Raw genomic sequence first — 22,918 nt, forward strand, 5'->3', positions numbered from 1 at the left:
GTTTATACCTTGAGAGAAAAAATTACTGTCAGAGGTGCAAGAGAGCATAATTTAAAAAATGTTAATGTTGATATTCCAAGGAATAGTTTGGTAGTGATATCTGGAAAGAGTGGTTCTGGTAAGTCCTCTTTGGCTTTTGATACAATTTTTGCAGAAGGGCAGAGAAGATATATGGAGTCTGTGTCATCTTATGCAAGGCAGTTTTTGGGAGTAATGAAAAAACCCAATGTTGAGTATATAGGCGGACTCTCTCCTGCTATTTCAATTGAGCAGAAGACAATAAGCAGTAATCCAAGGTCAACTGTTGGTACAATTACTGAAATTTATGATTATTATAGATTGCTATTTGCTAAAATTGGTAAGCCATATTGTCCAAATGATGGAAGTTTAATAGAGGAACAATCTTTAGATAATATGATTAATACTATTTTAAGTTATGCTGAAGGGTCTAAAGTTATATTATTTGCGCCTGTTGTTATGGGTGCAAAGGGTGCTCATAAAAAAGAGCTTGAAAAGATATTAAATCAAGGGTTTAGTAGGGTAAGAGTAGATTCTCAAGATTATTTGATAGAAGACGCTGTTAATTTGAGCTTAGATAAAAATAAGAAACATAATATTGAAATTATAGTAGACAGAATAAAATTGAGTAGTAATGTAAGAATTAGACTTTCAGAATCTATTGAGACTACTTTATCGATTTCTAATGGATATTTACGTGTAGAAATTGAAAATGATTTAGAAAAAATAGATAAAATCTTTACAGAACATAATAGTTGTCCTCTGTGTGGGTTTTCTCTTCCTGTCATAGAACCAAGGCTTTTTTCGTTTAATAGTCCATTTGGAGCTTGTAGTGAATGTTCGGGTCTTGGTATTACACTTGATTTTGATTTTGAGAAGATTTGTCCTAATGTGAAGCTTTCTTTTAATGATGATGCATTTATTACCTTTAAACCCAGTTCGTCTTGGGCTTTATCAATTTTTAAGGGACTTGCTAAACATTATGGTTTTAGTTTAGATACTCCTATAAAAGATATTTCTGAAGATATTCTTAAAAAGATTTTGTATGGCGCCAATGAAAAGATAGATTTTATCTATAAATCTAAAGAAATGGAGAGTAAAGAAATAAAAGGTGGTTTTTATTATTCTAAGGAATTTGAGGGCCTTATTCCTCTTTTAAAGAGGCGTTATCTTGCAACTGAATCTGAGAGTGCTAGATTATTTTATGAAGGTTTAATGTCTCGCAAAACTTGTAATTCTTGCAAAGGTAAGCGATTAAGTCTTGGGGCTTTGTCTGTTAAGTTGAGCGGCAAAGATATTCAAGAACTTAGTAATCTTTCTGTTATAGATTCTTATTCTTTTTTTAATAAGATTGAGCTTGATGAGCTTGATGTTAAAATTTCTAGGGAAATTTTAAAAGAAATTAAAAGTAGGCTTAAATTTTTGATTGATGTTGGACTTTCTTATTTATATTTAGATAGGATGTCTGGAACTCTTTCAGGGGGTGAGGCTCAACGAATTAGACTTGCTACTCAAATAGGCTCGGCTCTTGCTGGTGTTCTTTATGTACTTGATGAGCCTAGTATCGGATTACATCAAAGGGATAATGAAAAATTAATAAGTACTCTTGTTAATTTGAAAGAGCTTGGTAATACGGTAATTGTTGTAGAGCATGATGAGCAGACTTTGCGTACTGCTGATTATATTATTGATGTTGGACCTGGAGCTGGGATTTATGGTGGAGAAATAGTTGCTAAGGGATCTTTATCTGATATTTTAAATAATGACTATAGTGTGACTGGAAAGTATTTAAGTGGTCAACTTAAAATAGAAGTTCCAAAAATAAGACGTAAAGTAGGAAAAGCTGAAATTGTACTCTTAAATGCTAGTAAAAATAATTTAAAAAATATTAATGTGCGTATTCCTTTGGGAGTTTTTACTGTAATAACAGGAGTTTCTGGTAGTGGGAAGAGTACCCTTCTTAATGAGATATTATATCCTGCTCTTGATAGTAGGTTAAAATCAAATACAAGTTATTTTGATGGTTTTGGGGATGTCATTGGGTATGAGCAAATTGATAAAGTTATTCAAGTAAATCAAAAACCAATAGGTAAAACACCAAGATCAAATCCTGCAACTTATGTTGGATTTTTTACGGAGATTAGGGAACTTTTTGCAAAGCTTCCAGAGTCTAGAGCAAGAGGATTTAAGGCTGGTAGGTTTTCTTTTAATGTTAAGGGTGGGCGTTGTGAAAAATGTCAAGGTGATGGATATTTAAATATTCAGATGCATTTTTTGCCTGATGTTTTTGTTCCCTGTGATTTGTGCAAGGGAAAAAAATTTAATGAGGAAACTTTGGAGATTAGGTATAAGGGAAAGAATATTTATGATGTTTTAGAAATGAGTGTCCTTGAGGCTAAAAATTTTTTTGAAAATATTCCAAAAGTTAATCATTATTTAGAGATTTTAAAAGAAGTGGGGCTTGAATATATTAAATTAGGTCAAGCATCAACAACCCTTTCAGGAGGAGAGGCTCAGCGGATCAAATTGGCTTTTGAGCTTGGCAAAAAGAGTACAGGAAAGACTTTTTATATTATTGATGAACCAACAACAGGTTTGCATTTTGATGATATAAGAAAATTGTTAGAGGTATTGCAATTGCTTGTTCAAAATGGAAATACTGTAGTCCTTATAGAACATAATTTAGATGTGATTAAACAGGCAGATTATATAATAGACTTAGGTCCTGAGGGTGGAGTATCTGGAGGAAATATTATTGTATCTGGAACTCCTGAAGAGGTTTCAAAATGCAAGAGTTCCTATACGGGAATGTTTTTAAAAGATCTTTTGTAATATTATTTTTGGTAAATATTTTTAATTATTCTATCTTGTTTGCTCAAGATGTTAATGATAAAAAGAGTTTAAAAGATAAAAAAAATTTAACTTTAATGCAAAAAGCTAATTTGAAAGAACTTGAATTTTCTAGTGATGAAGATTTAAAAAAATGGGCATTAAGAGAAGGTATTGAAGAGAAAGATGTTTCTAAGATAAAGTCATTACTTTTGGAAAAATTTGGTATATCCCCTGAACTTTTTTCAAAAGATAGCAAAGATGTGTGTAGATATAAAATAATCATTGAGAGTACAGATAATCTTGAAAATTTTACTTATGAGATTACTGGGGATGAAACTATCATATTTAAAGGGAAAGTAAATCTTGTTATTGAAGACGTTAAAGATAATAAAAAGCATAACATTAAGGGTGATAAAATTATTTTTAATAAAAATTCCAAAAAGCTTTTTTCTAGTGGAAATGTCGAATATAAATTTGATTTGAGTACTGATGAGAAGTTATATTTTTATGGCGGTGAATTATTTATTGATTTTGATTCTCAGAATTTTCTTCTCAAAAATGGAATTGTTCAAAAAAAAGTGAATAAAAATTTAATTGACCATATTGTTTCATTTGGGGGAAAAGTTTTGAGGAGATTGGATAATGATTCAAACATATTAGAAGAGGCTTTTATTACAACTAGTAAGATTCCAGAACCTTATTATTCTATTAGAGCCTCTAAGATATGGATTTTGCCATCTGGAGACCTTGGTATTTTAAATGCTGTGTTTTATATAGGAAGAGTACCTATATTCTATATTCCATTCTTTTTTAAACCAGGTGATAGTTTGTTTTTTAATCCATCTTTAGGATATTCTTCAAGGAAAGGACTTACTCTTTTTAATACTGTATATTTACTGGGGAAAAAATCTGCTAATATTGATGATGTTTCTTTTTTAGATTTTGATTTTCATTCAGTATACAATTCAGATAAAAAATCTTATATTAGAAATGGTTATTTAACTTATTTCTTTGCAGAAGATATTGTTTCTAAAGTTAATCAAGACCATGTTAAATTGATTTTTGATATTTATTCTAATTTGGGGTTTTATTCAGGTATTGATTTTAATTTAGGTGAGACTTTAGATCTTTTTAAAACTTTTGAAGGTAGTTTTGGCATAGGCTTGACAAGAACTCTATATAAGCATAATATTTCTGGTGACTATCGCCCTTTTGAAGGTAATAGTATCAATTACTCCCTTTTTAGTTTTGATAATATAAATAAGGGTGACATATTTGGATTTGAGGTTCCCTTTAGGTATTTGCTTAAATCTAAGTCTGAATTTTTAATCAGTGATGCGCTTTTTTCATTGATTTTTGAGCATTATTCAGATCCTTATGTGATGATTGACTTTAAAGATAGATTAGAGAGTGCAGCATTTTTTTCCGTTTTAAGTCCTCTAAAAGATTCATCAGAAACAGAAAAGATGATAAGGACATTCGATTGGAATTTATCTTCTTTTTATAATCAAACTTTTGATAATAATACCCTTATTGATTATAGATTAAATAATCTTGGATTTACTTTTAAATTGGCAAATTATGAGAATATTTTTGGTAAAAATCCTAAAAGTATTAAAGATCCAACTAGGAAATGGTTTTATTTAGAGAGAATTTATCTGCCTTATATCGATTTAAATTTTCAGAAAGAGCTTTATAATAACAGTTGGACTTCTCTTTCTGATTCTAAGGTTAAAGAAATAATTATGGTACCCAAGGTCAAAAATATTGGAGATAATGTTGAGGATGACAAAGATAAAAGTAATGCCAAAAAACTTAAGGAGAAAAAAGATTTAACCAAAGATTTTTATTTATCTCCCAAACCAATTGTTTCTAATGATCTGAGTAAGCAAGATTCTTTTTATATAAGATTGGGCATGAATCCTTATTTTAAAAATAATATATTTTTTGATAATTCTAAATTTAAGTCTCCCCAGGAGTTTAAATATGATGTGAAAACCTATTTGTTTGAGATTAAAAATAAAATAGATTTAAAATTTCATGCTGATTTTTATAATCGGCTTGTTACTTTTGAAGATATTTTTTATCTTAATACTATAGAGTATAATCCTTTAGACAGAGATTATAATTTGGTCGATAAAGACAAGAAGGGCGAACATTCACTTATTAATAAATTTAATTTAAATTTATTGCCTTTTATGCTGTATCCTGCTTTTTCTCGGAGTAGTATTAGGTTTGAGAACAAAATTACTCTTTATTCATTTGATAAAAAGTATGATAGAGATTCTAAAATGTTGGATGGCAAGAGCAATTCCGTTTTTTTGAAAAGTCCTGAAACTTTGCATCAAGAATTGAATTTTGGCTTGATTTATGACTATAGATTTTTTACTACTAGTCTTTCAGGTGTGCTGAAAAATACTTTTGAAAATATATGTGCTTCTTCTGAGCTTAAGTTTGCGATGGAATTTCCTTATTTGTTACAAGAAGTAGGTATTGGAATTAAATATGATAAGAGATTTAAGGAAGATGAGAAAAAGTCTGTTTTTAAAAATACTTCTATTAATTTAAAACCTTTAAAACCCATTTCTCCTTATAAGAATTTAGAGATGCATTCTGCTTTGTATTATAAGATAGAGCCAAGATATTTAGATTATTTAAAGCTTATCTTTCTGGTTGCTTATGATCCTTTGATTAATGGGGTATCTGAACTTTCGTTTAAGTCTAGTGCTTATGATTTTAGATTTGAATTTGCTATGAAAAATGATTTTGAGTATAAGTATGATAAATTGATTAGCGATTTTGCGAAGGTAGGATCCACAACTAAGCTTATTCCGTATTCTTTAAGTTTTCAGTATAAAAAAGATTTATATGATTTTAAGTTTTTTGATGAAAAATTTAAAATTGGACTGGGAACAGATGTTGGATGGAAAGTGAATTTGCAAAAATTTGTTGATAATGAATTTTGGGCTGAGTTTACTTTTAAGTTTAGGTATACTAAGTTTTTTGAGTTGAATTTTTCAACTCGTTCTATTAATACTAAAACTTTTAGATATTTTGGAGGATATATGGAACAGGTTGAGCTTGAAACGGTTAATCTGTTTGCAGATCTGTTTAAGTCATTTAATTTCTTTAATATTCAGGATAGAAAGGATTCATTATTTAAAATCAAGAAAATTAGTACAAGCTTTAAATTTAATTTTTATGATTGGCAATTTGTCGGGGATTATAGTTTAAGTCCAGATATTTTAAAGGATAATAGCGGTAGGTATTCTTCTATTTGGAGAAATAATTTTTCAATTTATATTTCTTGGAATTTCTTTGAACCTATTAAATCATCGTTGGAAAGTAATGCAAGTACTAATTATGAACTTTTAATTAACCGTAAAACTAAGAAATAAATGGTACTAGTTGATTATCTATGTAAAATAATTCTTTTTATAGATTTGAACTTTTTTAGATTTTTGGGATTCTTGATATTACAATATCAATGGTTTGGTTTGGTTTGGTTTGGATTAATGTTAGGTTTTGTTATGCTCAGTTTTAAAGTAGCTGGATATTTGATTTTGTTAAATATATGCTTTTGTGTTTTTGAGTTATTGATTGCGATCTTGGTGTTTTGCTCGGGTTGTCCTAATAAATAAATTTTAAATGTTTGAGAAGTTTTTGGTCCACTTAATAATTCTTTATATTTATTTTTATAAATTTTGAGGTTATTTATTAGTTTAGTATCATTTTTTTTGTAACGATGTTTTTGGAATTTAAATTTGTATGTTGCCAGTTTATTTTTACGATTTCGTCACTTGTATTTGTGAATTCAATATATATGTATTCGTCTGTTGCCTCAATATTGTCTACACTAATATATTGGGCATTGGATTTTATTATCTTAAAATTTGTTTTACATTCTTGTTTAAACCTTATTGTAGTACAGGAGATTATGATCGGTATGCTTATGCATATTTTAAAAATATTTTGTGTTTGCATGTGTTTTGCTTTATATAAATATTATTTTACCTTTTATGGAAGCCAAGATCCGCAATATTATTGTCTCCTGATATCAATAATATCGTTCCTCCTTTTTCTTCAAAAGTATGTCTTAATTTGGTCACATTTTGAATTAATTTGATAGTATTTTTATTTAAGTTTTTATTGTAAAATCCTTTAGACCAATAATCAATTACTAGTTTGCTATCTCCAAATATGTTCTTTGTGTTTTCTTGTAATGCTATTTTGAGTGCAATATATAATCCTAAAAGTTCGCCGTAATTGTTGCTAATTCCATCAAAATCTTTAACGTAGTAATTATTATAATCATTAATTAGACTTTGATCTATTATTTTGTTTAGTATGGATACTCCTTTTTCATTAACAACTCTAATTTCTACTCCTTTGCCTCTTCCAGTTCCAGAGTCAAAATATATTCCTGTTGGGTAGATATCGTTCTTTCCATCTCTTGAGAGCCAATTTTTTGCTTCTTCTTTTGTTTTGAAGCTCTTTATTTTATTTTTTTGTCCTATAATTTTGTTTTTGCATTCTTCCCAAGATGTGAAGATCATTTTTTCATTTTTGTCGTTTAATATGCATGCGTAGTATTTTTTCATGTTGAATTAACTCCCTAAGCACCAAGAATTAATTATATTGCAAGATCTGCCAAACCTTTTTTCTTTTGAACTTTTTATTTCTATTGAATCTTTTATTTCTCTATTATACCCAATAAATTTTTCTCTAAGAGTTGGTTTGATAACTCTTTTTGGTAACATACTGGGAAATATTCCTGATATTGTGTATGACATATAAAAATCGTAAGCAGCGGCATTTATCTCCCCAGGAGTCACTACACCAGATACTTCATAATTTCTTGAGACATCAAGACCAGCTATTCTGTATGTTCTGTCAACTACTAATGAACAATAAGTTTTATGGTGGATCTCTTCAAGATTAATTGAGTCAGTCCACATATTAGAAGACAACAGGGGAACCATATATCCAAAATTATTGTCAACATATCTGTTTTTAGCAAAATTTATTGCTTTTTGAATAGTTCTTTTATCTGTTATGGGTGAGAATATTTTTAGTATCCTTGATTGTATATAAGTTGTGAGTTTTTCATAGCCTGAACCCTGAACAGATGCTGTGTCAAATTTGATTTGATTGCTTGTGATTACTGATTTTATATCGAAGCTGTCTTCTCCTTTAAATACAATTTTTTTTGTATTGTCATACTTATCAGCGTCAAATATTCCTGTGTGTTGCCAAAAATAGAAAAAGTCAGTCCAATCTATTTTTGGTTTTATTAGCAGTATGTCTCCATTTGACAAAATGGATCTTAGTTTTTGCGGTGTTATTTCTATTCCTGTTTCTGGATCTATTATATTAGGAATTAATTTGTAATTACTTGTTGAGTTTAGTTTTTGTTGTGATTTTGTTGAATAGTATGAATTATTGTATTCATCAGCAATTGTTTGTTTTTGCAGTATTTCTGTTATTTTGTTATTTTCAATTTTTAAATGAAGCATGAATCTCTTGAAATATTGTTTATCATTAATTTTTAATAATTGATTTGCTATTATGTGAGGAGATATGTATTCTATTCCGTTTATTATATCTTTATTGACAGCATAATTGGTTATGCTGTCTTGAGGGAAAAAAGAGTTAGTGTTTTCAATGGGTATATATCCCATATTTTTTTCGTAAAATATTTGTTCTAATGATGCTAAAATTTCCTTGTCTAAATACATTTGTGCTTCTGTTAGCTCTGTAAACTTTTTATTAAGTGAATTTGGTTTAATTTTGTCAGATTTTTTTCTAAAACTTGTATCAACTTTAATGATTAAATATCCATTTATATTGCTTTGTTCAATAAATTTTTTCCATTCTTGTGAATTATTTAGGTGTCTTTGATAGGCCAGTAGATAGTTTTGTATTTCTTCTATTTTTTGGGGACTTATTTTTAAGTCTATTGCTAATGTTTTTAATAAATTGGGAGATCTTGTATGCTCTAATATTGTGTCTATTAGATGTGATGGTATGTGATATGTAGTATATGTCATATTAGTTACGAGGGCATGATTGGGTGGATAGTGATGGGTTAACAGGATAGTATTTGAACCGTAATTTTTTTGATCACTTTTGCTAAATAAAGAACACGAACATATTAGGTAGAGACTTATTAAATTGAATATATATGTAAGATGTTGCATATCAATATTTTATCATATTTAGTTAAGTATTAAGCTTGTTTGTTTTTTATAGGTTTTAATTATGTTGATTTTTTGTCGTTTAAGTTTTAATATATTAACTAAGTGTAATAAATTAAAAATTTTTAAACTTTTTTATAAAAACAGAGGTTTTTGTTATGCAGTATTTAAAACCAATAAGTGTATTCTCAGAAATAGGTCGTTTAAAGAGAGTGTTGCTACATAGACCAGGAGAAGAATTGGAAAATCTGACTCCTTCAATAATGCAAAGGTTATTGTTTGATGATATTCCTTATCTTGAAGTGGCAAGGCAAGAACACAATGCTTTTGCGGATATTTTAAGAAATAATGGAGTTGAAGTTGTCTATATTGAGGATTTAATTAGTGAAACTATTTCTCAGTGTGATAGTGTCAAAGATCAATTTATATCACAATTTATTTTTGAAGCAGGGATCAGAACTGAGAATAAGACTCAAGCTTTGAAGGATTATTTTTATAATATGTCTGTTAATGACATGATTTCAAAAATGATAGCTGGGGTTACAAGGGATGATCTTAAAAATTATAAATCTGATTCTCTGAACTTTTTAGTAAACAGTGAATATCCTTTAATTGTTGATCCTATGCCCAATATACTCTTTACGAGGGATCCTTTTGCGAGTATTGGTCATGGTGTAACAATAAATAGGATGCAAACTAGGGTTAGACGTAGGGAAACAATATTTGCAGAGTATATTTTTAAATACCATCCTATTTATAGAGACAATGTTCCTATATGGTATACTAGGGATGAAGATACTACGTTGGAAGGTGGAGATGAGTTAGTTCTAAGTCGTGATGTTTTGGCTATTGGTATTTCTGAGAGAACCGAATCTGAATCTGTTGAAAAAGTAGCGCGCAAACTTTTTCAACAAAAAACATCTTTTAGTACTATTTTAGCTTTTCAAATCCCACAAAGTAGGGCTTATATGCATCTAGATACGGTTTTTACTCAAATAGATCATACTACTTTTACAAGTTTTATTAGTGATGATATGAAATTTACCATTTATGCTTTGACTTATGATTTGGGTTCTGGCAGTATTAAAGTTAAAAGTGAAAAGGCTAAATTGGAGGATATTTTAGGCTTCTATCTTGGCAGTAAGGTTAATATGATAAAGTGTGCTGGAGGGGATTTAATTCATGGAGCAAGGGAACAATGGAATGACGGTGCTAACACTTTAGCAATAGCACCTGGAGAAGTAATAGTTTATTCTAGGAATCATGTAACTAATAGATTGCTTGAGGAATTTGGGATTAAAGTTTATAAAATGCCTTCTAGTGAGCTTTCACGAGGAAGAGGAGGCCCTAGATGTATGTCTATGCCTTTAATAAGGGAAGATATTTAGTTTAATGGAGGAAATATTTATGTATGATTTACGAGACGATTTACGAAAGAGAAGTTTTTTAAGGCTTTTAGATTTTACTCAAAAAGATGTGAGATATTTACTTGATTTGTCTCATAGTTTGAAGAAATCTAAGTATGCAAGATTTGAAGAACAAAAACTTAAAGGAAAAAATATAGCTATAATTTTTGAGAAGGACTCAACAAGAACAAGATGTGCGTTTGAGGTTGCTGCTTATGATCAAGGAGCCCATGTTACTTATTTGGGGCCAACCGGTAGTCAGATAGGTAAAAAGGAGTCGATAGCTGATACCGCAAGAGTATTAGGAAGAATGTATGATGCTATTGAATTTAGAGGGTTTTCTCAAAAAGCAGTTGAGGATTTAGCTAAGTATGCTAATGTTCCGGTTTATAATGGGTTAACAGATGTTGCCCATCCAACACAAGTACTTGCTGACTTTATGACTATTGAAGAACATAAGGGATGTTTAAAAAGTTTGAAGATGGTCTTTTGTGGCGATGGTAGAAATAATGTTGCTAATTCTTTAATGGAAGGGTGTGCTATTATGGGGATGGATTTTAGAGTATTTGCGCCAAGAGAACTCTTCCCAGATCCAGAATTGGTAAGCAAGACAAGATTGATAGCCGCTGAGAGTGGTGGTAATATTACTATTTCTAGTTCTCTTGAGGAAGCAGTGAAAGATGCTGATATTGTTTATACTGATGTTTGGGTGTCTATGGGTGAGACTAATTGGAATGAAAGAATTAAACTGTTAAGACCATATCAAGTTAATAGTAAGCTTATGAAATTGGCAAAGGAAGATGCAATATTTATGCATTGTTTACCAGCTTTTCATGATTTGAATACGGTCCTTGGTAATGAAATATTTGATAAATATGGGCTTGAAGGTATTGAGGTTACACATGATGTTTTTGAAAGTGGTCAGTCTGTTGTGTTTGATGAGGCTGAGAATAGGTTGCATACTATTAAGGCTGTAATGGTTGGAACTTTGGGATAATTAGTTATAAATTTAGATTAGAAAAATGTAAATTTATTAGGAGAGATAAGATGGTTAAGAAGAATAAAATGCCAAGTAGTTTTACGATAGTATTTTCTTTAATAGTGTTTATGACTATATTAACTTATATAGTTCCTGCTGGTGAATTTTCTAAGGAAACGAGGGAAGTTAATGGAAATTTACAAGAAGTTGTTGTGGCGGGGACTTATCATACAGTAGAAAGGGCTTCTCGGGGATTTTTAGATGGTATTTTTACTATTTTAACAGCAATGGCTAAAGGAATGGAGCATGCTGTTGAAGTTATTGTATTTGTTTTGATTGTTGGTGGAGCTTATGGAGTGATTTTAGGAACAGGTGCGGTTGATGCAGGGATAGCTGCAGCAATTAAAAAAATGGGAAATAAGGATAAACTTTTGATACCATTTATGATGTTTATTTTCTCCATAGGAGGAACTACAACGGGTATGTATGAAGAGACACTTCCATTTTATCTTATTATGATTCCATTAGTAATAGCCTTGGGCTATGATAATATTGTAGCTGTTGCAATTATTGGATTGGGAGCTGGTGTTGGAACCATGGCATCTACTATTAATCCATTTGCTACAGGTATAGCATCAGCTATAGCTGGTATTGAAATAAAGGATGGTTTTTATTTCCGTATTATTTTGTATATAGTTTCTGTGTCTGTAGCTATAGTGTATGTGTTGATATATGCGATTAGGATAAAGAATGATCCTAAGAGGTCTATAGTGTATGAACAAAGGGAAGAGCATTATAATCTATTTGTTAAAGGTAAGATGGGTGATAAGGAAAATGGTATGCCTGAATTTACAAATAGACGAAAGATGGTATTGGTATTATATGGAGTGATGATTGTATTTTTAATATATAGTATTTTGGAGCTTGGTTGGTGGATGCAAGAGATGACGATGTTATATCTTGGTACAGCAATTTTATCAGCGTTTATATGTAAAATGAGCGAATTAAAGATGTGGGAAACATTTGTAGAGGGAGCTAAAGATATGATGACAGCAGCGCTTATTATAGGCATGGCTCGAGGAGTGATGATAGTAGCTGATGAGGGAATGATTACAGGAACTATATTAAATGCAGCATCAGAATTTTTATATGGAGTACCTAAAGGTCTATTTGTAGTGTTAAACGAACTTGTACAGATGTGTATAGGGTTTATTGTGCCTTCATCATCAGGACATGCAAGTCTGACGATGTCAATGATGGCACCATTGGCTGATTTTTTAGACATGCCAAGGTCATCAGTTGTGTTGGGTATGCAAACAGCATCAGGTCTAGTTAATTTATTAACCCCAACAAGTGGAGTTATAATGGCTGTATTGGGTATAGCAAGGATTAGTTATGGTAGTTGGTTTAAATTTGTAATGCCAATATTTGTGATTGAATTTGTAATATGTATTTTAGTTATAATGGCAAATGTATATTTATAAAAAATGAGGGAGTATGTATGAGTAAAAGAATTGTAATAAGTCTTGGGGGGAATGCATTAGAAGGTGGAGAAGGAACATTTTGTGATCAATTGGCAAGAATAGAGAGCAGTGTATGTGAGATAGTAGATTTGATAGAGTATGGTTATGAAGTAATTATCAGTCATGGTAATGGCCCGCAAGTAGGAAGGATTTTGCTAGAGAATGAGATGTGTAAAGAGACACCATTGGCACCGCTTGATGTGTGTGTTGGTATGAGTCAAGGGATGATAGGGTATTATATTGAGCAGGCACTGCGGAATGAGATGTGTAAGCGAGGAATTAGACGGGGAGTAGTAGTAGTGCTTACGCAAGTCTTGGTAGATAAAGAAGATGAGTGTTTTAAGAAGCCTAGTAAACCTATTGGACCATTTTATGATAAGGTAAGAGCGGAAGAGCTTGAAAGTAAGGGATATATTTTAAGAGAAGATAGTGGAAGAGGTTATAGGCGAGTGGTAGCATCACCTAAGCCAATTGAGATTATAGAAATTGAAGAGATAAGTGAATTAATGAACAAAGGATTTATAGTGATTGCGTGTGGAGGAGGTGGTATTCCTGTTATAAGAGATGACATAGGAATTATTAAAGGAGTAAGTGGAGTAATTGATAAGGACTTTGCGTCATCTAGATTAGGACAAGATATTGGAGCAGATAAGTTATTGATAGTTACTGCTGTTGATCAGGTAGCATTAAATTTTGGCAAAAAAGATGAAATTTTACTTGACAAGGTAAATATTGTTGATTTAGAGAGATATATAGGAGAAGGACATTTTGCAGCAGGGTCTATGTTGCCTAAAGTAGAGGCAAGTATTGGATTTGTAAAGTCTAAAGGAAATAGGGAGGCAATTATTACATCACTGAATAAAGTTATTGAAGGAATAAATGGTGTAGGAGGCACGATGATAACTAGATAGGCTCTAAGAGGTAGCTTTGAGTAATCCAAAACCTTAGGTCAAAGATTTTAAATATTAATGTGAAACTTGAAAATGAAGAATGGATAACCTGTTTAGTAAATAAAGGGAACGGGCCTTATGCAGATCTAGTAGCTTTTTTGAGTTTATTACAGAAAAATTTTTTATACTTTAGCTCATATAAATACTTTAATGAGGTATATAATAATCTTATTGTTTAATTTGATCTTGAACGAGACTTAATTAAGAGATAAGATGTTTTAATAAAATCTGAAAGAAATAATAACAGAGAGAGGGTTGCCTATTGTTCCAATTATAGATATGCAAAAAATTATCTATTTAGAAATGATAAATGGACTGTCTGGCAACCCAATGTTACGGAAAATTTTGTTTTCTATGAGCTTAGGAGGATTAAATCACAAAAAACTACTAATAAAACATAGCAAATATATTGCCAATTTATTGTGTATAAGTTGAAATAATAAGACACGATACCAATGGATGTAATGATGATCATTCCTTTGAGTAAATTTACAGAATAAGAATTAATAACATTTTTATAGATATAATAAACTAAAATGCTGATTAAACTTACATCTAATACTTTAGAGAAAATATCTTTTATTTGATTTATACTACTTATATCTATCATAATCATTTTTATTCAATATATTCATATATGTTAAAATAATACCATATATAAATATATTGAATATATTCATAGTTATATATATATTGTAATACAAGTTAATGTTAATTTAAATTTATTTTTTGTTTATGGGTAAAAAAGAAAAGATTATAGCTTTGATATTTGATTTTGATGACACTTTAATTTATGGTAATATGCAACAGGTACTTTTTGATGAGTATAATGTTAATGCTAGTTTATTTTGGGATGAAGTTGAAAATTTATCTATTACTTATAACAAAAATCATTGTAATATCATTGCTAATGAAATGATATATTTGTCACATTTTTTAACATATGTCAAGGAAGGGATTTTTAAAGGCTTAAATAATAAAATATTATTTGAATTGGGCTCAAAATTGAGATTTTTTGAAGGAGTTATTTCTTTGTTTAAAGAAATCGATGAAATAAATCGAAGTTTAAAAAAATCAGCTACTGTGATAAATATTTATATTGTTTCAAGTGGTTTTAGACAGATGATTTTAGGCAGTAGTATTGCTCCTTATGTTACTAAGGTTTGGGCTTGTGAATTTATAGACACATACCTTATGCCTTTTTATCAGAATTTAGATAATAAGTTTTCAGAAAATGTTGTTTTAAGTAGCGTATGTTATTTCGTAGATCATACAATAAAAACCCGGGTAATTTTCGAGCTAAATAAGGGATCTTATGATAAAATTAATAAGAGGATTCCTAAAGGTAGAAGAGAGATTCCTTTTGAAAATATGTTTTATATTGCAGATGGTTTTAATGATATTCCAGCCTTTGAAATTTTGAATAACAGCTTAAATCATTATAAAAATACGTTGACGGTTTATCATGGAAATGATGAAAATGCTAAGAGGCTAGTTAAAGAGAAAAGAGTAGGGGATTTAGCTGAAGCTAATTATAGTAAGGGAACTAAGTTATATAATTGGATAATGGAAAAGATTCATTTAAATATATGAATTGATTTTAAATTTTGACAAATATTCGTGAGTGAGTATTGACTCTGTTTTTAAGTATTTTTCATAATGATTAAGATATATTGAAGGAGCAGTGAGATGTCTTTAGAGCTAAAACCAACTGATAGGTTAAAGTTTGTTAAATTACAGTCTGTGTTTTATGTTATAGCTTTGATTGTAATGTTAATTGCTATTTTAAAAATAGCACAAACAATATTTAAACCTTTAGCTATTGCGGTGGTTCTTGGGTTTTTGGTATATCCCATTTATACTTTTCTTAAAAAACTAAAGATCCCAAGAGTTTTAATAGTTTTTGTAATTTTTTTTGTTCTTTTTTCATTTTCTTATTTGGTTTTTAGTTTTGTTTATTATAGTGTTACTGTCTTAATTGATCAATTACCTTATTATCAGAAGCAGTTGATTTTTATTATGGTAGATATTCTTGAAAAATATAAGTTAGATAGTGCTATTATTAGCACTATAGATTTTTCTAAATATATTTATCCTTTTTTAACTCGGATATCTAATGAGATTATTGGATTTGCAAGCAGTTTGGTTGTGTTATTTTTATTGTTGTATTTTTTACTATCAGAAATACACATTTTTGATATAAAAGTTAAAAATGCTTTTAAACAATCTGTTTCGAGTATATTTATTGAGGCTTTAAGTACAATAAATAGTCAGATTAGTAAGTATCTGGGAATAAAGCTCTTTGTTAGTTGTCTTACAGGTTTTTTAGTGTTTATAGGTTTAAAGTTGTTTGGACAAGATTTTCCTCGTGTATGGGCTGTGCTTACATTTGTTTTTAATTTTATTCCAAGTATAGGTTCAATTTTAGCAGTTTTTTTTATTATGATAGCTGCTTTAGTACAGTTTTATCCTAATTTAAATTTAGTTTTTTATATATTTATATATAATACATTTGTTCAAATGTTGATTGGGAATATTCTTGAGCCTAAGATGCAAGGACATAGGCTTGATCTTTCTCCTTTTTTGCTGCTTTGTTTTCTTTTCTTTTGGGGATGGCTTTGGGGCATTGTGGGACTTTTAATAGCCTATCCTTTTACAGTGATTATAAAAGTAATAGTAGATAATATAGCGTGTTTAAAACCTTTTTCTGTGTTTTTAAGTGGTTCAAAGATCTTAAGTGTTGATAATAATAAGGAGAGTTAAGTTTGCAGAGAAAAGTTATGCTTACAGGAGATAGACCTACAGGTTCTCTTCATTTAGGGCATTATATCGGGTCTATTGTTAATAGATTAAAGTATCAGGAGGAATATGAGACTTATATTATTATAGCGGATTTGCATACTCTTACTACAAAACCAGATTTAAAAAGCATTAATGAAATATCTGTTAATGTTAGAGAAATGGTTTTGGATTATCTGGCTTGTGGGATTAATCCTGAAAAAGTTAATATCTATTTGCAATCAGCTATACCTGAGCTTTTAGAGTTAAATTTAATACTGTCAATGATTGTAATGGTTAATCGTTTGCAAAGGATTCCTAGTATAAAGGACATGAGTGTTGCTGCTGGACTATCTGAGGTTCCTTATGGACTTTTGGGTTATCCTGTTCTTATGAGTGCGGATATTTTGATGGCAAAGGCTAATTTAGTTCCAGTTGGACGTGATAATGAGGCTCATATTGAGCTTACAAGAGAACTTGCTAGGAAATTTAATTATCTTTATGGAGATTTTTTTCCAATTCCTGAAGCTATCTTTACAGATTCTCAGGCTCTTGTGGGAATTTATGGCAAGGCTAAGATGAGTAAAAGTCTTGGTAATGCGATATTTTTAAGTGATGATGAAAAATCATTGCGTAAGAAAGTTATGTCTATGTTTACAGATCCGAAAAGAGTGAGAGCAGATATACCAGGAGAAGTTGATGGTAATCCTGTTTTTATTTATCATGATCTTTTTAATAGTAATGTTGATGAGCTTTATGAGTTTAAAACTAGGTATAGGAAGGGTACAATTGGAGATGTTGAAGTTAAAGAGAGGCTTTTTGAGGTTTTAAATCAATTTTTAATACCAATTAGAGAGAGAAGAAAATTTTTTAAAGCTAAAAAGGGTTATATTGATGAAATAATATTTGAAGGTACAAGTAAAACCAGAAAAGTTGCAATAGAAGTTATAAAAAATGCTAAAAATTTAATGGGTATATCAAGGACGTGGAATGGGGTGAGGAGAAATGTAGAGAAAATTTTAAAAAATAATTTAAAATAATTTAAGTATATAGGTTGTACCGAATAATTGACTATAATAAATCAAGTTGTTTGAGTTTTATGTCATAATTCATGTATGTTAATTAGATTAAAGAGTTAGCCGAGTGTATTAAATTTGTATGAAAATCTAAGAGAGGATATAGTAAATCATTATGTTCAGATATGACCTCACTTAATACTCTAAGTATTGGTTCTGTTTTTGAGCCACGGAACCATAAACTAGCAATTATTTCATGTTTATTATTTTTAAATAAAACTTTAAGCCCTCCTGATGAGTCACCTGTTCTAGAGATGTTTTGTTTGATACCCTCATAATTTATAATTTCATAATTATGTATTGGTAATTTGTGTAATACGGTATTATTGTTGTTGAATTCTTTGTCTAATAATTTTTCGTAGTTGGTTTTTAATATTTCTTGATTTTCTACTTTTATTTTAAGCATGGCTTTTTCTGATGATACTTCTACATTGCTATAAAAATTGATTGTCTTTAATATGTCTTCAAGAGTGTATTGTTCATTATATGAATTATTAGATATTGAGCACCATATTTTGTAAAGATTTTTGATTTTAAGCAATTTTATGATGCTAAAGAGAGTTGTTAATGGATCTCTTACTTTTGAAGGGTATGTAATATTGCCCCCATTTGATCCTTCTCCTAAAATTTTTACTATTAATCCTTTATTCCGTAAAAGGTCAGCCATTTCTGTTAAGTTGGCTTCACCAACCTCCACTCTATAAACTTTTGTGTTAAATAGCGAGGCTATTTTTTCAATGTTTAGTGAGGTTGCATCATTAACTACGATAGCTAAATTGTCTTTAATTCCTGTATGGTAAAGATAGCTAAGCTCTGAGAGTACTGAGAGTGCAAATATTTTTTGTGGTGTAATGATACTTGCTTGTTCTTTTTTTAAAATTGCGACCAAATTGCCTCTGTCTCCATCACAATCAGGGACATATCCTAACTTGAAAGAATTGTCATTCTTAAATTTTTGTTCTAATATTTGTTTGCATATGTTTAAAGATGTCCCTTCAGGAGTCATTCCATGTTTAAAGATACCAATTTCTGTGTTATGAAATTCCAATTTTATTCCCAAAGATTCAATCATTTCTCTATCAATTGAGTTAATGCGAGAACTACCATTCATCTCTCCTATGATTCCTATAGGTTCTTTTTTGATAGTTTTTTTTAGTATGTCAATATTTTTTTGATTATGGGTATCTGAATATATTATTTGCTGCATTAATGATTTATATGAGTTATAAGATTGTGTTTTATGTCTAGCCTGTGAAGTGATAATTGTTTCATATGTTTTTAAGTGCAGAGCATTGGTATTAAACTTTTGTAAGTTTGTTATTAGATTGTTTATTAAAGTTTCATTTTCAATGTTGGATCTGAGCTGACATATTATTTTCTTTGTTTCATTTGAATTTAGCACACCCCCATCATTTAATCCAATTTTAATGCCATTATATCCTGTAGGATTATGACTGGCAGAAATGTATATAAATCCTTTTGAATTTTGATTTTCTTTTGTATAAGCTAAGATTTCTGGTATTGGGAGTATTCCAAAAAATTTTACACTGTTATTGTTTAAAATTAAGGTCTTAATTATTATCTCTGAGATTATATTTCCAGTTGCTCTTGAATCTAATCCAACATTGATATATTTTTTTGGTTTATCTTTAAAATAATTTGATATTGTAAGGGTTATAAGAGCAACCAATATTTTGTCGTCATCATTGATTTCATATTCTATTGAATTTTCATTTTTTGATTTTGCAAATATCTTTCTAAATCCTGAATGAGAGAGTATCATTTCATTAATGGCGTTGCTTAGATTTGTCATATTTAGTATATACCTTTTTAGCATATTTTCCTCTTCATTAGTATATTTTATTTAATATTTGCCTTTATTTGTAGTACTATGATTATAGTAACATATTCTATTATAATAAGCATTATTTAACGTGCTTCTTATTATGTTAATTGTTGTTTACCTTGTCTTCAAATGAGGTTTTGGTGTGTATGAAGTAATTGATGAAATTTTTTCTAAAAAAATGCTTGATATGCTTAATATGCACAAACTTAAAACTTTAAGCATATCTGTTAAGAATTTTCCTGATGAGAGTCATGGCAGTATTTTAAGTCTTGCTAATAATTCTGTTAAATTAAAGTTTAAAAAGGAGCTTGTTGAACATAATTTAAAAAAATATATTGATGATTTTACAAAGTTTTCGGTTTCATCAGAAAGTAATTTTTATGTTTTTACCGGTGATGATCTGGAAAGACTAGGATTATTGCTTTATCCTTATCTCTCATTTGGTATTTTAAATGGGGGTTCTGCGACTAGTTATTTTGATATACTGAAAAATAACGATTTTAATGAGGAATTGTATTCTTTATATGCAGATAAAATACTTGAAGCTAGGAGGTTGTTTGGGCATTTGCCAAAGGGAATAACACCCGCATATGTTAATAGAGATGGTAGTTATGGATTTTCATTTTTAGCATTAAAAATGCGACATCTTTTAATGCTTTCTAATAGATATTGTGAGCTTTATGGTAAGAGTATTAAGCCTTCGATTTTTCAGATGACAAGTTTTAAGACTTATAAACCAATTTCTAATTTTTTAGATAATATTTTTGATGATAATTTGATTAAAGATTTGAATTCTTGTGGTTTGCAAAGGGCAGATATTTTGACGGCGATTCAGCCTTTGGTTTATTGTTATAATAAATTAGATGATGGTCAATATGAATATTTTAGCTATTGTACTAATGGCAAGAGATCTTTTTTGGCTTTACCTGCTGGTCATGGGCAAAATTTTAAAGTTTTAAGAGATATTTATTTTAGACTTTATAATTCTGGAAAAAAATTTGTGTATATTGGTAATGTTGATAATATTGGTTTTACTGTTAATTTACAGACTCTTGCCATAATGGCTATAACTAATAGTTCTTCTGGCTTTGAATTTAGTGTTAAAACCCTACTAGATACAAAGGGTGGGGTTTTAGTCTTGGATGATGATAATCATTTAACATGTGTTGATATTGGTAGTGTTATTTCTAAAGAAGCTGTACTTAAAGCTGAATGTAGAGGTTCTAGGATTTTATTTAATTGTGCCACAGGTCTTTTTAATTTAGAATATTTGATAGAAAATATGGATAGAATAATATCAGATATGCCTATAAGAATTATTGAACAGGATAAAGAGTTTGGTAGATATACTGCAATTGAGCAAATAACTTGGGAAGTTATGAGAATAGTAGATAATCCATTAATTTTTGAGGTCAATAGAGAAGATAGGTTTCTGCCCGCAAAATTATTTGTTGATACGCTTATTATGAGTAATTACATGAATGATAAATTTTCGGGTAATATTTCTGATATTGCTAGATATTTAAATTATGCTCTTAATAATGCATTGAAGAATAAATATGATTTGGTATTTAGGCAAGGTAAGTGGGATGTTTAGATTTGTGTTATTTGGCCTTTTATTGTCTAGTTTGGTTTTACTAGGCTCCATTCCTGATATAGATTATGATTATTTTGAAAATGATAAATTTGATCTTGTAGATATTGATAAATTTTTAGGAAGAGTTAATGTTAAGAACATTTTGAGGGAACGTTGTTTTTTTATTGGCATTAGGAATGTTGCTAATCCTAGTGCTGTGCAAGCACTAAGTAAGAGAAGAACTTGGTAAAATAAGAGAGATAAATCCAGTAGGAATTATTTTATTTAGAGAAAATTTTAAGGATGCACAGCAAACTAAAGAGTTGATTGAAGGGATAAAGAGACATCTTGGTTCTGACATATTGATTGCTGTTGATGAAGAAGGAGGACTAGTTAGTAGAGCTAGTGAGAATAAAAAATTGGGAGTTTATAATTTTCCTGCTATGGAATCTGTTGGAAAGACTGGAGATTCTCAGCTTGCATATAAGATTGGTGAAATTCTTGGGAAACAGCTTAGACGACTTGGTATCAATGTAAATATGGCACCTGTAGCAGATGCAAAATTTGTTCCAAATAGTCCCTTAGGTAGCAGAACTTTTGGGTATTCATCTTATAATATTGGTCTTATGGTAGAGGCATTTATTGATGGGATACAAAGGGAAGGTGTGTTTGCTGTGGTTAAACACTTTCCTGGACTTGGAGGCACAAAAGTAGATACCCATAAAGATTTGGCCTTATTACCTTATAGTAAAAATTTTTTAATGGTAAATAATTTTATACCATTTCTTTTTGGCAAGGAAGCAAAATTTATTATGCTTGGGCATGTACTTGTTCCTAAGATTTCCGGAGATGTAAGTAGTATGTCAAAAGATATTGTGGATATTATAAGACATAATCTGAATATCTTTAGTATTATCATGACAGATGCATATGATATGGGGGCAATTGTAAATAATTTTAGTTTGGGGCATGCGATTAGGAAATCATTAAATTCAGGTATTGATGTTGTGCTTATTCCAGAAGGGTTTAAGAAACTTAATGTAGAAGAATGAATATTCTTAGTTTTGTATAAAGGAAATGCTTATTAAAAATTACCATTATTGTTATAATTAGATGGGAAAGGTAATAGCTATATCGACTAAAAAATACTCACGTAGAGAAGAAGAAAATGTAGAGAGGATAGAGAATAAATTAGTAATTGGAATGTTAAGTTTAACAGAGACAAAAGGCAATGCAGGGAAAAGAAAAGCAGAGATATTGTTACCAGTAATAATGGAAGTTCTAAGAGCTATAGGTAATTGAGTACCTATTAAGATATTGATAATGAAAGAATATATGTGTATTTGATATTTCAATATATAAAGAGAAATAGATAGAGTAAAATAGACATTTGAGAAAGTTGGAATGAGGGGATAAAAGTGGATGGGGATGATATTGAAATCAATCCATTCATTGTAGGTCATGGTTATTCCAATGAAAGCGTAATATTTATAATGTTGATTATAAGGAGTTAAATTTATATAATTGTGTTGAATGATACCTATTTGTAGTGGTTTTATATTTTCATTATTAAATTTTTTACCCCATGCATGGGTATATATTATTAGTAGTGATATAAGTATTAAATTTTTCATTGTGTGTGTAAGGAATTGTAACATGTTATTAAGGAATAAAGAACAGTTTGTACTTGTTTGGAAGGAGGTAATAATAAATATTATACTATTAACAATTAAACTA

At 29.7% G+C, this 22,918-nt stretch carries 14 protein-coding genes and 2 pseudogenes; 12 read left to right on the top strand and 4 right to left on the bottom strand.

Annotation, left to right across the window (positions count from 1 at the left end; translation table 11 throughout):
• The first annotated feature begins 9 nt into the window (after positions 1–9).
• Together uvrA and bvRMA01_RS04290 are read left to right on the top strand one after the other, a co-directional pair.
• Complete coding sequence (gene uvrA / locus bvRMA01_RS04285; protein WP_247032374.1) at positions 10–2,850, top strand: excinuclease ABC subunit UvrA; 2,841 nt, start codon at positions 10–12, stop codon at positions 2,848–2,850.
• Positions 2,805–6,248 (top strand): LPS-assembly protein LptD, encoded by a 3,444-nt coding sequence (locus bvRMA01_RS04290; RefSeq protein ID WP_247032375.1) that lies wholly within the window; start codon positions 2,805–2,807, stop codon positions 6,246–6,248. Before uvrA ends, bvRMA01_RS04290 begins: the two co-directional genes overlap by 46 nt.
• 612 nt (positions 6,249–6,860) lie before the next feature.
• On the opposite strand, the gene bvRMA01_RS04295 is transcribed toward bvRMA01_RS04290, so the two are convergent.
• Positions 6,861–7,451 carry a ribonuclease H family protein gene (locus tag bvRMA01_RS04295; RefSeq protein WP_011772775.1) on the bottom strand — a complete coding sequence of 197 codons (591 nt, stop codon included), beginning with the start codon at positions 7,449–7,451 and terminating at the stop codon, positions 6,861–6,863.
• Between the two features lie 6 nt (positions 7,452–7,457).
• Positions 7,458–9,050, bottom strand: a complete 1,593-nt coding sequence (locus tag bvRMA01_RS04300; protein WP_247032376.1) for a hypothetical protein — start codon at positions 9,048–9,050, stop codon at positions 7,458–7,460.
• Between the two features lie 155 nt (positions 9,051–9,205).
• Between bvRMA01_RS04300 and arcA the strand changes: the two genes are divergently transcribed.
• The 4 genes from arcA to arcC are packed head-to-tail and all read left to right on the top strand — an operon-like array spanning position 9,206 to position 13,866.
• A complete protein-coding gene (gene arcA, locus bvRMA01_RS04305) occupies positions 9,206–10,435 on the top strand; it encodes an arginine deiminase (protein ID WP_119024303.1) in 1,230 nt (409 codons plus the stop codon).
• Positions 10,436–10,454: 19 nt separating this feature from the next.
• Positions 10,455–11,450, top strand: a complete 996-nt coding sequence (gene argF, locus bvRMA01_RS04310) for an ornithine carbamoyltransferase (RefSeq protein ID WP_247032378.1) — start codon at positions 10,455–10,457, stop codon at positions 11,448–11,450.
• Positions 11,451–11,500: 50 nt separating this feature from the next.
• Complete coding sequence (locus bvRMA01_RS04315; RefSeq protein ID WP_011772779.1) at positions 11,501–12,916, top strand: YfcC family protein; 1,416 nt, start codon at positions 11,501–11,503, stop codon at positions 12,914–12,916.
• 17 nt (positions 12,917–12,933) lie between these two features.
• Positions 12,934–13,866 carry a carbamate kinase gene (gene arcC, locus bvRMA01_RS04320; protein ID WP_247032379.1) on the top strand — a complete coding sequence of 311 codons (933 nt, stop codon included), beginning with the start codon at positions 12,934–12,936 and terminating at the stop codon, positions 13,864–13,866.
• Positions 13,867–14,296: 430 nt separating this feature from the next.
• Here the strand turns inward: arcC and bvRMA01_RS04325 are convergent.
• Positions 14,297–14,515: pseudogene (locus tag bvRMA01_RS04325) on the bottom strand (diadenylate cyclase CdaA); the annotation flags it as partial.
• Positions 14,516–14,640: 125 nt separating this feature from the next.
• On the opposite strand from bvRMA01_RS04325, the gene bvRMA01_RS04330 reads away from it, so the two are divergent.
• The 3 genes from bvRMA01_RS04330 to trpS all read left to right on the top strand — a co-directional run bounded on the left by bvRMA01_RS04330 (position 14,641) and on the right by trpS (position 17,723).
• Positions 14,641–15,498, top strand: a complete 858-nt coding sequence (locus bvRMA01_RS04330) for a hypothetical protein (protein WP_247031298.1) — start codon at positions 14,641–14,643, stop codon at positions 15,496–15,498.
• Positions 15,499–15,594: 96 nt separating this feature from the next.
• Positions 15,595–16,668: an AI-2E family transporter gene (locus bvRMA01_RS04335; protein ID WP_011771970.1), complete on the top strand. Its 1,074-nt coding sequence runs from the start codon at positions 15,595–15,597 to the stop codon at positions 16,666–16,668.
• 2 nt (positions 16,669–16,670) lie between these two features.
• Positions 16,671–17,723, top strand: a complete 1,053-nt coding sequence (gene trpS / locus bvRMA01_RS04340) for a tryptophan--tRNA ligase (protein WP_247031296.1) — start codon at positions 16,671–16,673, stop codon at positions 17,721–17,723.
• 82 nt (positions 17,724–17,805) lie between these two features.
• On the opposite strand, the gene bvRMA01_RS04345 is transcribed toward trpS, so the two are convergent.
• A complete protein-coding gene (locus tag bvRMA01_RS04345; RefSeq protein WP_247031294.1) occupies positions 17,806–19,596 on the bottom strand; it encodes a phosphoglucomutase in 1,791 nt (596 codons plus the stop codon).
• 151 nt (positions 19,597–19,747) lie between these two features.
• On the opposite strand from bvRMA01_RS04345, the gene bvRMA01_RS04350 reads away from it, so the two are divergent.
• The 3 genes and pseudogenes from bvRMA01_RS04350 to bvRMA01_RS04360 all read left to right on the top strand — a co-directional run bounded on the left by bvRMA01_RS04350 (position 19,748) and on the right by bvRMA01_RS04360 (position 22,483).
• A complete protein-coding gene (locus bvRMA01_RS04350) occupies positions 19,748–21,202 on the top strand; it encodes a UTP--glucose-1-phosphate uridylyltransferase (protein ID WP_247031292.1) in 1,455 nt (484 codons plus the stop codon).
• Positions 21,165–22,233 (top strand): annotated as a pseudogene (locus tag bvRMA01_RS04355) (glycoside hydrolase family 3 N-terminal domain-containing protein). Before bvRMA01_RS04350 ends, bvRMA01_RS04355 begins: the two are co-directional and overlap by 38 nt.
• Positions 22,234–22,294: 61 nt before the next feature.
• Positions 22,295–22,483: a hypothetical protein gene (locus tag bvRMA01_RS04360; protein WP_247031290.1), complete on the top strand. Its 189-nt coding sequence runs from the start codon at positions 22,295–22,297 to the stop codon at positions 22,481–22,483.
• Positions 22,484–22,918 lie beyond the last annotated feature (435 nt).

Origin of the sequence: Borrelia venezuelensis (genome assembly GCF_023035835.1) — a bacterium.
In the GTDB taxonomy this organism is placed as follows: Bacteria; Spirochaetota; Spirochaetia; order Borreliales; family Borreliaceae; genus Borrelia; species Borrelia turicatae.

Excerpts from the sequence above, each read along its gene's own strand:
- bvRMA01_RS04290 (WP_247032375.1), top strand. The coding sequence starts at position 2,805 with ATGCAAGAGTTCCTATACGGGAATGTTTTTAAAAGATCTTTTGTAATA.
- bvRMA01_RS04295 (WP_011772775.1), bottom strand. The coding sequence starts at position 7,451 with ATGAAAAAATACTACGCATGCATATTAAACGACAAAAATGAAAAAATG.
- bvRMA01_RS04300 (WP_247032376.1), bottom strand. The coding sequence starts at position 9,050 with ATGCAACATCTTACATATATATTCAATTTAATAAGTCTCTACCTAATA.
- arcA (WP_119024303.1), top strand. The coding sequence starts at position 9,206 with ATGCAGTATTTAAAACCAATAAGTGTATTCTCAGAAATAGGTCGTTTA.
- argF (WP_247032378.1), top strand. The coding sequence starts at position 10,455 with ATGTATGATTTACGAGACGATTTACGAAAGAGAAGTTTTTTAAGGCTT.
- bvRMA01_RS04315 (WP_011772779.1), top strand. The coding sequence starts at position 11,501 with ATGGTTAAGAAGAATAAAATGCCAAGTAGTTTTACGATAGTATTTTCT.
- arcC (WP_247032379.1), top strand. The coding sequence starts at position 12,934 with ATGAGTAAAAGAATTGTAATAAGTCTTGGGGGGAATGCATTAGAAGGT.
- bvRMA01_RS04330 (WP_247031298.1), top strand. The coding sequence starts at position 14,641 with ATGGGTAAAAAAGAAAAGATTATAGCTTTGATATTTGATTTTGATGAC.
- bvRMA01_RS04335 (WP_011771970.1), top strand. The coding sequence starts at position 15,595 with ATGTCTTTAGAGCTAAAACCAACTGATAGGTTAAAGTTTGTTAAATTA.
- bvRMA01_RS04345 (WP_247031294.1), bottom strand. The coding sequence starts at position 19,596 with ATGCTAAAAAGGTATATACTAAATATGACAAATCTAAGCAACGCCATT.
- bvRMA01_RS04360 (WP_247031290.1), top strand. The coding sequence starts at position 22,295 with ATGGGAAAGGTAATAGCTATATCGACTAAAAAATACTCACGTAGAGAA.